Origin of the sequence: Prosthecobacter sp. (assembly GCF_049294395.1) — a bacterium.
Taxonomy (GTDB): Bacteria; Verrucomicrobiota; Verrucomicrobiia; order Verrucomicrobiales; family Verrucomicrobiaceae; genus Prosthecobacter.
This window is the reverse complement of the sequence record NZ_JBAQCR010000222.1, coordinates 1-10,700: the sequence shown is the minus strand read 5'-3', so window position 1 is coordinate 10,700 and position 10,700 is coordinate 1. Positions and strand designations below refer to the sequence as shown.

8 protein-coding genes are annotated in these 10,700 nt (G+C 59.2%); 6 read left to right on the top strand and 2 right to left on the bottom strand.

Going from position 1 to position 10,700, the window contains the following annotated elements; all coding sequences use genetic code 11:
* Window positions 1-477 (bottom strand): Gfo/Idh/MocA family protein (locus tag WAW39_RS15415; RefSeq protein WP_422320090.1); only part of this gene is annotated, 477 nt, incomplete at its 3' end.
* Between the two features lie 137 nt (window positions 478-614).
* Here WAW39_RS15415 and queA point away from each other — a divergent pair.
* Window positions 615-1,595 (top strand): tRNA preQ1(34) S-adenosylmethionine ribosyltransferase-isomerase QueA, encoded by a 981-nt coding sequence (queA, locus tag WAW39_RS15410; protein ID WP_422320089.1) that lies wholly within the window; start codon window positions 615-617, stop codon window positions 1,593-1,595.
* A 719-nt stretch (window positions 1,596-2,314) separates the two neighbouring features.
* Here queA and WAW39_RS15405 read toward each other — a convergent pair.
* Complete coding sequence (locus WAW39_RS15405; RefSeq protein ID WP_422320088.1) at window positions 2,315-4,501, bottom strand: AMP-binding protein; 2,187 nt, start codon at window positions 4,499-4,501, stop codon at window positions 2,315-2,317.
* A gap of 192 nt (window positions 4,502-4,693) precedes the next feature.
* On the opposite strand from WAW39_RS15405, the gene WAW39_RS15400 reads away from it, so the two are divergent.
* The 5 genes from WAW39_RS15400 (at window position 4,694) to WAW39_RS15380 (ending at window position 10,324) form a co-directional block, all read left to right on the top strand.
* Window positions 4,694-5,935, top strand: a complete 1,242-nt coding sequence (locus WAW39_RS15400) for a class I SAM-dependent rRNA methyltransferase (protein ID WP_422320087.1) — start codon at window positions 4,694-4,696, stop codon at window positions 5,933-5,935.
* A gap of 75 nt (window positions 5,936-6,010) precedes the next feature.
* Entirely contained in the window at window positions 6,011-7,852 is a 1,842-nt protein-coding gene (locus WAW39_RS15395) for a GreA/GreB family elongation factor (protein ID WP_422320086.1), read from the top strand.
* 429 nt (window positions 7,853-8,281) lie between these two features.
* Window positions 8,282-9,373: a hypothetical protein gene (locus WAW39_RS15390; protein WP_422320085.1), complete on the top strand. Its 1,092-nt coding sequence runs from the start codon at window positions 8,282-8,284 to the stop codon at window positions 9,371-9,373.
* A gap of 63 nt (window positions 9,374-9,436) precedes the next feature.
* Entirely contained in the window at window positions 9,437-9,802 is a 366-nt protein-coding gene (locus tag WAW39_RS15385; RefSeq protein ID WP_422320084.1) for a hypothetical protein, read from the top strand.
* Window positions 9,803-9,805: 3 nt separating this feature from the next.
* Window positions 9,806-10,324 (top strand): sugar phosphate isomerase/epimerase family protein, encoded by a 519-nt coding sequence (locus WAW39_RS15380; RefSeq protein ID WP_422320091.1) that lies wholly within the window; start codon window positions 9,806-9,808, stop codon window positions 10,322-10,324.
* The last annotated feature ends 376 nt before the right edge of the window (window positions 10,325-10,700 follow it).

Sequence of the window (10,700 nt, the reverse complement as noted above, 5' to 3'; positions counted from 1 at the left end):
GTCCATGTCCTGCTGGTGGGAGGCCTGCACAAACTGCAGCTTGCCCAGCTTGCCCTGATCCAGCTGCTCCTTCATGAAGAGGTACTCGCGGGCATAGACGACGGTCTCCATCATCATGTACTTGAGGCCAGTCTTCTTGACGAGATCGCAGATCTTTTTGCAGTCTTCGATGCTGGTGGCCATCGGCACGGTGCAGGCCACGTGCTTGCCCGCCTTCAGCGCCTCGATGCTCATCCAGCCGTGATCGGGAATCGGGGAGTTGATGTGGACGGCGTCGATGTTCGGGTCCTTGAGCATCGTCTTGAAATCCGTGTAGCGCACGTCCACGCCGAAGGCATCGCCGATGGTCTTGAGCTTCTTCTCATCGCGCTGGCAGATGGCGTAGCAGGTGGTCAGCGGATGGCGCTGCCAGATGGGGATGAATTCCGCCCCGAAACCGAGGCCAACGACGGCGATGTTGAGCTTTTTGTCTGACATGATGATTGGAAGGATGACGCGGCTCTTATAGGCGGGAACGGCGGGAGATGGGAAGGACAAAGTTTGGGAGGAATCGGACGGGGAGGGCAAAGTTTCAGGTTTCAGGTTCAAAGTTTCAAGTTAGGGAAGAGCACTGCATGCTGACCTCCGACTTCGACTACCACCTGCCGCCCGAACTCATCGCCAGTGAACCGCTGGCGGATCGTTCGGCGTCGCGGATGATGGTGCTGCATCGCAAAGAAGGCAGGATTGAGCACCGGATGTTTCGGGAGGTCGGGGAATTCATCTCACGTGAGGCCGGGGACATGCTCGTCTTGAATGACACGCGTGTGGTTCCCGCACGCTACTTCACCAATCAAGGCCACGAGGTGCTGCGTCTCAACCCGCTGACGCCCACTCGCTGGCGATGCATGGTGAAGCCGGGGAAGAAATTCCGTATCGGTCACACGGTGCCGATTGGCGAGGCCACGGGCACGGTGGTGGAGATCATGGAGGACAATGGCGACCGCATTATCGAGTTCGACCGCGTCGTGGATGAATCCAAACATGGCCATCTGGCCCTGCCCCACTACATGGGCCGCGATGACCAGCCTGCCGACCGCGAGCGTTATCAGACGGTGTTTGCCCGCAGCGAAGGCTCCATCGCCGCACCCACTGCGGGGCTGCACTTCACCCCGGACGTCCTGAATCCCCTGCCCCACACGTTTGTGACGCTGCACGTCGGCGTCGGCACCTTTCAGCCGGTGAAGGTGGAAAACATCGCCGATCACAAGATGCACTCGGAGGTCTATGAAGTCTCAGCGGCCACAGCCGAAGCGGTGCAAAATGCCAAGCGCATCATCCCCGTCGGCACCACCGCGCTACGCACGCTGGAGACGGTGGCGCGCGATCATGGAAAAGTCATCGCCACGCAGGGCAGTACGGACATCTTCATTCATCCCGGCTTTGAGTTCCGCGTCGCGGGCGGATTGCTGACAAACTTTCACCTGCCGAAGTCCACACTCATCATGCTGGTGAGCGCGTTTGCGGGCAAAGAGCTGGTGATGCAGGCCTACGAGGAGGCGATCCGCGAACGCTATCGCTTCTTCAGCTATGGAGACTGCATGCTCATTGTGTAAGCGGAAACCTCCGCCAGCGTTTTGGATAGGAATTAGGAGCTGATGCCAATTTTGATATTTATCCCAAGCCGGACGGTACTATGGTGCTAGTTGAAAATAAGTTCCAGACTGTTGTTACCCCACTCTTGAAGTGCCCTGCATATGCGCCATGAACCACGCACAAGATCAAAATCACGCGCTGTTTGCATAGTTTGTGGAGACCTGTTTCATCCTAAAAAATGCAATTTACCCAAATCACTGTTCTGGCTTGATCAAGTTAGCCCAGGACAAATATGCAAATCTGGCAGATGGCGTAATCAAAGGTCACCAGATGGAAATGGCACACTAGCAGTCACACCGCAATCTGAAGCCGATCCCCTTGAAGGGTTACTGAATGCGTTGCCAGAGGTTATTCCTCAATTGAGTTGTCATGGAGCTACATATTTCACGCTTCATTTAGATATTGACCCCGGGGAGATCGAAAATTTTCACTTTTCGCCTAGTCAATTATTGAGCCTAGGGACTGCTGATGTTCATTTAACCTTTACTTTTTGGGGAAATGGAAACACCTGATTCCATGAGCTTAAAAGGTCCCCAGATGCATCACTCTGAGGCGTGAGCTGACATAGAACAATTCGACGCCAGAAGCCTGGTGTAGTTTATTGGTCTCGCCTCATCAAACTTCACAGCGCAAATCAGGGTACAACAAGCACTCCAGTTGCGGCGCAACTGGGCTACTTTCACATCCCAGCCTTCGCAATCTTCTCGCAGTTCTGCACATCCAGCTTGCCGGAGGCCAGCACCGGAATGTCGCTGACGCGGATCATCTTTTTCGGAATCCACAGAGGCGGCATGCCTTTGTCGAGGAGGCGGTAGCGGAGGTCGAGGATTTCCTGGTGCTCGGGGCCGCCGGGCATGCTGGTGAGGAGGATGAGTGCCTCGCCTTTGTCGATGTCGGGGACGCCGACGACGGCGATCTTGCGCACGGTTTCGTTTTCGAGGCCCATGGCTTTCACCAGCGCTTCTTCCACGGTTTCATGCGGCACCATCTCGCCGGCGATCTTGGAGAAGCGGCTCAGGCGGCCTTCGATGTAGAGGAAGCCGTCGAGATCGACGCGGCCGATGTCGCCGGTGCGGAACCAGCCGTCCTTCAGCACTTCGGCGCTGCGTTTCGGATCGTTGAGGTAGCCTTCGAAAACGTTCGGGCCCTTGAACCAGATCATGCCGCTCTGATGCAGAGGGATCGGCTGGTCGGTTTCAGGGTTGGTGATGCGGACCGCCATGCCGGGCACGACGTGGCCCACGGACCCTTGTCGATGGCTTGGCAGCCAGCTATAACCGCTTTCCTCATCGCCGAGCGATTCGGGATCAGGCAGGTTCAAGTTTGAAGCCGGGGAGGTTTCGGTGAGGCCGTAGCCTTCGAGCACACGTTTGCCAAAGCGGGTTTCAAAGGCGTCCGCCACGGTGCTGGGGAGTTTTTCCGCGCCGGTCACGCAGTATTTGATGGAGGCCAGTGACTCACGATTCACGCCACGCAGGTAGCTGCGCAGGAAGGTCGGCGTGGAGATCATCAGCGTGATGCGATACTTCTCGATGAGCTGCGCGAGCTTCTTCACCTCAAGCGGAGAGGGATAAGTCACAAGATGCAGCCCGTAGATGATCGGGAACCACAGGGTGACGGTGCAGCCAAAGCTGTGGAAAAGCGGCAGGCAGCCGAGGATGCTGTCGTTGCTCTGCATGCCGAGACGGCTGCCGAACTGCATGACGTTGGCCACCAGATTGCGATGCGTGAGCGCGACGCCCTTGGGCTCGCCGGAGCTGCCGCTGGTGAAGAGCAGCAGCGCCTCTTTGCGCCCGCCTTTTTTGGAGATGCCCAGCATGGCAGCCAGAACGGCGGCGGGCAGAATCTTGCTAAGCACCAACCATTTGGCGATGGCGAGCTTCATCTTCGGCAGGATGCGCTCGATGAGGATGAGCTGTTTGCTCGGCGGCCAGGGGAAGCTCTGCATCTTGCGCACAAAAATGTCCGCAGTCAGGAAGCGGTCGATCTCGCCACGACGGATGGAGCTTTCAATGGCGGCGCGTCCAGCGGTGAAGTTGAGATTCACCGGAATCTTCCCGGCCATGACGACGGCCACATTGCAGATGAGACCGCCCAAACCTGGTGGCAGGATGATGCCCACGCGATTCTTTTTGGTCTCCTTTTTCACGACCTCTGACAGCGCGAGTGCGGTGGCAAAAACTTTGTCGAACCGCAGGATCTTTTCGTCCTTGCCATCCACCACGCTGTTGCGGGTGCCATGCTTTTTGAAGCCCAGGATCAAGGCGTAGCCGAGGCTGAGTTCGAGCGCGGCGCATTCGTTGATGCACTGCTCAGAGAGGAGCAGCAGGCGCTCCTGATAGTTGGGGAGGTTCGTTTCGTCCCCCTGCAGTACTTTGCCAAAATTGAAGATGACCTCGGCGTCACTGTAGCGCCGCTCGATCGGCAGGGCGGTGTCCTGACGGCGGTGCACATGCAGCGGCAGCACGGGGATTCCGGCCTTGAGCAAAAATTCCAGCTTCGTGCCCGGCACGGTGGTCATGGGGGAGACCATCGTCGCCGCCTCAGCAGGCAGATAGATGATGACCGCCCCGCTTTTGGCAGCGTCAGCCATGGCGCTGCGGTAGGCGGAGGTCTCCGTCTCACCCGGGGTGAACTCCATGGCGTGCACGCTTTCACGCTCCAGATGCACCCGCAGCAGCGGGTGCAGGGCGGCGCCCTTTTTCACCACATAGATCACCTCGCGGCCAGCCAGCACGAGTTCGAGTCGCAGCAGATCAAAGTAACCCAGCTGGCTGGGCAGGATCAAGAATCCCCCCCCTGAGGGAATGTTCTCTTTGCCGAGGATGGTGAGGTCTTTGAGAGTGACGGGCTTTTCAGAGGCCATGGTGTGTGAGCGGAATGCAGGCCTACCTAAGCGGGGAGCAACGCGCATGCCAGCGGGAAAAGGGGCGGAGGGGAAGATGACGGTTGTTTGCTGTGGTTTGCGGTTGTTTGCAGTTGTTGGCTGTGGAACAGAGTTCTTCAAACCACTGTCAACGCCCGCGCAGCGAGCCTTCAACCACCGTCAACTTCCCCCATGCCCCCTCCCCCGCGTTATCCCCGCCGTGAATCTCCCGCTCCGCCCCCTGCTGGCAGCGAGTCCTGGCTGCGACCCTGGGCGCAGATGAAGTATTTTTCGTTTCATCCGGCGGTGTATCCAAACATGCTCCGCGCCGTGTCCCCGGACGCCAAAGCGGGCGATCTGGTGAATGTGTATGACAAGGAGGGGCAGCTCTTTGGCAGCGGCTTTTTCAATCCGAATGCCAAGGTGCCTCTGCGGGTGCTCCAGCATGGCGATGAGGTGCTCACCGAAGAGGCCTTGGATGCCCGGGTGGATGCCGCGCTGGACCTGCGCCTGAAGACACTCCGGCTCAATGAAACCACCGACGCCTGGCGCGTGATCTCTTCGGACGGGGACGGCCTCAGCGGCCTGACGGTCGATCGCTATGCCGATGTGCTTTCCATCGAAGTCACCACGCTCGGCGTGTGGCGTCGCCTGTCCCGCTGGCTGCCCAAATTGCACGCCGCACTGGGCACCAAGCAGCATCTCATCGAGGTGGATCCGGACATCGCCCGCATCGAAGGCATGCGCTACTCGGAGGTGCCGGAAGCGGACGCCCCCGCCCCGCGCGGCGTACGCATTCGCGAGAATGGCGTGCGCTACCAGGTCGGATTCGAAGACGGGCACAAGACCGGTTTCTTCTGCGATCAGCGTGACAACCGCCTGAAATTCGGCCATCTGGCCCGTGGCCGGCGCGTGTTGGACCTGTGCAGCTACACCGGGGGCTTCGCCCTCAGCGCACGCATCCATGGGGGCTGCGAGGACGTGACCGCTGTGGATCTCGATGAAAAAGCAATCGCTCAGGCGAAAAAGAACGCCGATTTGAACCAGGTCCGCATCGACTGGGTGCATGCCGACACCTTCACCTGGGGCCGCCAGATGCAGCAAAACGGGGCACTCTGGGACGCCGTGGTGCTCGATCCGCCGAAGCTCGTCTTCGCCCGCGACCCCGAGGAAGGCCAGCTCGGCCGCAACAAATACTACGACATGAACGCCGTAGCCCTGGGCCTGCTGAAGCGCGGCGGCCTCTTCGTCACCTGCTCCTGCTCCGGCCTGCTGGATGTCGCTGAGTTTGAGGAAATCGTGATGCGCGCCGCGCACCGGAACAAACGCCGCCTGCAGATCATTGACCGCACCGGAGCTGGTGCGGATCACCCAGTCATGTCCAACTGTCCCGAAAGCCGCTACCTGAAAGTGCTGTGGTGCATCGCTTGGTAAACCCGGGAAAAGTGTGAATGAATCGTTACAGGTTTCCTTTGCTACCTTATTCTGACTGTTTACTCTTAGCGTCCCATGAATCCAGAGGTGCAAAACATTGTGGCCGCAGGCAAGCTCCCTGCTGCTGACGGCGAGAAACTTTCCAAACTTGAACCCGGAACTTTCGTTCTCCACAAAAGCTGGGGCGTCGGCCGAATCGCTGAATGGGATCTGTTGGGCGACCGCCTGCTGATCGATTTCGAAGGCAAGCCCGGCCATCCGCTCAAGCTCACCTTTGCGATCAGTTCGCTCGAAATCATCTCCCCGGACCACCTTCTCGCACGTCGTCTGGCGGATCTCGACTCCCTCAAGGAAATGGCGGCGAAGAATCCCCCCGCACTGGTGGAACTGGCCCTCAAGAGTAGCGGCAACACACTGCACCTCGACGACCTGGAAAAGCTTCTCAAGGGCCGCATCGTCTCCGACGCCGACTACAAGAAGTGGTGGGAAGGCGCCAAGCGTGCGCTCAAGACGCACCGCCATGTGGTGGTGCCCGCCAAGCGTTCTGAAAAGCTGGTGCTGCGTGACCAGGCGGAGAATGCCGGCACCCAGATGGTGAAGTCCTTCCTCGCCGCGCGCGACTTGAAGACCAAGCTCGCCACCCTGGCCAGCATCCAGAAGGACATCGACCTCTTCTCCGATCCGAAGACCGAGCTCATCCCCGTCTTCCAGGACATCTCCGACTCCGCCCGCAAGAGCGTGAAGCTCAACCTCAAGGAGTGCCTCCAGCTCCTGCTGGCGCGCGATGAACTCCTCGAAAACCTCACGGCCACCGCGCCGATGGGCTCCATGAAGATTTCCGATCTCATCACCGAGACGAAGGAAGTGCTCGCGGATTCCATCAAGGGACTCTCCGCCAGCCTGCTCGGCCGCATTTACCGCGCCTTCCCCGAAGCCTTCCCAAATCGTGGCTGGGTGCCTGAGATCCTGCACCACCTCACCAAGACCGGTGGCCGCGCCGTGGCAGAAATCGCCACCGTGCTGGATGCCAACGACGAACTCGACGTGCTGGCCGATGCTCTGAAGAAATCCCTGCGCAACCGCATGCTCTCCGCCGATCTGCTGATCTGGATGGCCCGCGAGCGCAAAGGCCTGGCGGAATCCGTTTTCGACATCGATCTCGGCCATGCCATCCTCGGCGTCATCGAAAGCGATCACATGGAAGGCGGACCCAAGCGCACTGGCCGTCTCCAAGATCTGCTCTCGGATGACAAGACCCTCCTCGGCGAGATGGTGGCAGAGGCAGAAGACGAAGACGTCCGCCTGCTGGCCAAGCGCCTGATCAACGGCTCCCTCTTTGACGAACTGACCCGCCGCTCCCTCATGGCCCGCATCATCAAGGTGCGCCCTGAAATGGAAGCCATGATGGACGAGAACGCCGGGGCTCACAAAGACGACTCCCTCATCGTCTCCTGGGAAAGCCTGGAAAAGAAGAAGCAGGAACTGGAAGACCTCGTCAACGTCAAGATCCCTGACAACAAGAAGGAGATTCAGATCGCCCGTGATGAAGGTGACTTGCGCGAAAACGGCGGCTACAAGGCCGCCCGCGACCAGCAGTCCGTCCTCCTGCGCATGCAGGGCAAGATGGAACGCGAACTGCGCAACGCCCGTGGCACGGACTTCGCCAATGTGCCTACGGACAAAGTCGGCATCGGCACGGTCGTCGATGTTGAAGACCTCGCATCCGGTGCCAAGGACACCTTCACCATTCTGGGAGCCTGGGACGGTGATCTGGACAAGAACATCATCAGCTACCTCTCTGAGTCTGCCAAAGCCCTGATCGGCAAGGCAGTCGGCGACGAACTGGAGCTGTCCACTGACAGCCACCACGTCACCCGCAAAGTGAAAGTCACTGCCATCCGGTCTTTCAAACCGTAACCAGCGGTTGCCTCGACAAAACTCTCCGTTGCCAGCGGAGAGTTTTTTTATGACTGCGGATTCAGCATGATTTTTTTCATTTCAATGGCACGTATTCTACCAAATCCCCCCCAGCCATGGGGGATTGTCCCATGATGTGCAAGCAGCCTATGCTTGCATGCAAGCCTCAACCCAATGCCTCCAGACTCCCTCTCTTTTTGCTTCTCCAGGAGCCTTCGAGAAAACATCTTCATAGCTCGTCAAGCCAGCCTGTCCTTTCTGACTGCAGTCATTGCGGGGTTGTCACTCCCGGCGGGTTCAGAGGCACAAATCACCCGTGCCGAAAATCTCAGCGTCATCCTCAGTGGCTTAAGCAATCAGACCCCGGCAGCCCCAGCCCCCTCTTCCAGCCCCGCCGTTTTCGACACCGCGCCCGGGCCCTGGGGGCTAATGAAGTGCGCCTACGTCTACCTGGAGGCACCAGCCAGCCTTATTGAGGAGTTTCCTCTGCCAAGCCCGATCCCGCGCTGGACCTTCCCCGCCTCCTCACTCTACAGCCTGCCCGCCTTTTTTACCAAAGCCGGCCTGTCAGAGTCGTTGATCGCCACCCTCCTCAACCCGAAACATCTGATCAAAGAAGGGTCTTTCATACACCTGCTGCCTCCCCTGGCTGAGCTGGAGGGCATGACCCCGAAAACGCGGACGGTGATTTACACAGAACTGGCGAAGTACCCGGAGAATGAATATCAGGCGGATCCGGTCCTGATCATTGGCACCTCGGTGGAGGAATGGTACCAAGGCAGCAAGCTGCGGCCTGAAATCATCAGCAAAATCAAACAGCTCAGCTACACACGCGGTGACGCCATTGCCTTCAGCGACATCCCTGTCCTGCTGAATTACTCCCAGTCGGATTCCGAGGCCCGGTCCATCTTCAAGGCCTGCACCCGCACGCGCACCCTGATGATCCGCCTCAAGCTCGACCGACACTCAAACGCCGAGGAAATCATCAAATACTGGAGTTTTGGCACCGGCCTCCGCCGCAAGGATTTGGAGCCCATGGTCCGGTCCATCATTGAGCTCGACGGTGTGGATGACCTTGGACTCGTTCACATTCTGCCCGCGCTCGCCCGCAAGCTGCTCTACACCTATCCCGGCCTGGACATGGCCAAGCATGGCGTCATGCCGGACTGCCACTGGACTTCGCTCAATTTTTTCAACTACGAGCCTCATCAATACCTGCTGGACGCACGGCTGGCCACCAGCCAGGTGCTGGAGCAGTTCACCCCGGTGGAGCCTCCCTATCAGTTCGCCGACGTGCTCTTCTTTCTCGACAACACCACGGGCGACGCCTTTCACTCCTGCGTTCATCTGGCGGACAACATTGTCTATACCAAGAACGGGCGAAACATCCTTTCCCCATGGGTGATCATGCGGCTGGACGATGTCAAAAAAATCTACCTCCACAAGGGCGACGGACGCGTCCAGGGATTCCGCCGCAAGGACATCGCCGCTGAGAAAAAGGCGGCGGACGAAGTGCGCTGAGGCCGCAGGTTTTGGCAGGCGGCTGCAATGAGCCGCCGGTGGCAGGCGTTTACACCCACCACCATGTCCTCCCGCCGCCACTTTCTCCATACCGTCCTCGGCACCAGTGCCGCCGCAGCCTTCGCCGCCGACGCCAAGCTTTCCTACAAGGGCGAAAACATCCAGTTTGGCCTCGTCACCTACATGTGGGGCGCAGACTGGGATCTGCCCACCTTGCTCAAAAACTGTGATGCCGCCAAGGTACTGGCCGTGGAGCTGCGCATCGACCATGCGCACAAGGTCAGCACCGATCTCACCCCGGAGCAGCGCGCGGCGGTGCGGAAGCAGTTTGAAGACTCCCCTGTGGACCTCCTGGGCATGGGCACCAATTTTGAATTTCACTCCCCCAAGGAGGACGAGCTGAAGAAGAACATCGAAGGGGCCAAGTAGTACATCAAGCTCAGCCATGACCTCGGCGCCAGCGGCGTCAAAGTGAAGCCCAACGGCCTCCCCAAGGACGTGCCCGTGGAGAAAACGCTCGCGCAGATCGGCAAGGCGCTGGCGGAGCTGGGCGACTACGCCGTCGGCTTTGGCCAGGAAATCCGGCTTGAGGTCCACGGCAAGGACACCTCCGAACTGCCCCACATCAAAACCATCATGGATGCAGCCGACCGCGACAACGTCCGCGTCTGCTGGAACTCGAACGACACCGATCTCATCGGCGCGGGTCTTGCGGCCAATTTTGCCCTCGTCAAAGATCGCCTGGGCCACACCGTTCACATCCGGGGCGTCAATCAGAGCACCTACCCGCTCGACCAGCTCGCCAAGCTGCTCGTGGAAGCCGATTACCAGGGCCACGTCTGCCTCGAAGCCCACAAGCTGCCGGCGGGAGACCGCGTCGCCGCCTTGGCCGAACAGCGTGAGCTCTTCATGAACCTCGTGACCGAGGCGCGCAAATCGGTGAAGGATTGAGAATCGCGCAGAAATCCCCGCACTCCGGCGGAGAGGGATCGTCCCGATCCCTCCACGCTCCGCCCAAGCCCAAGATTCCGCGCCGAATAGACGCGGTTTTCTTCTTTATACACGCCGCAGCCATCGCCGCCTCAGATGGGGGATCGGGACGATCCCCCTCCGCTTGAGCCTGCGCTGCGCCTTGCCACGCCCCCATCCCCAAATCATCAATCATCAATCATCAATCGTAAATCATAAATCCCCCGCCCCGCCCTACTCGTACGACCAGTACACCCCCTTGACACTCCCGCCCCTCTCTGCCATCTCAGATCATCGTTTTTCGTCATTCGCCCTTTTTCCTTCCCCTGGCCACCCCCGCTCCTGCACACGGTTACAC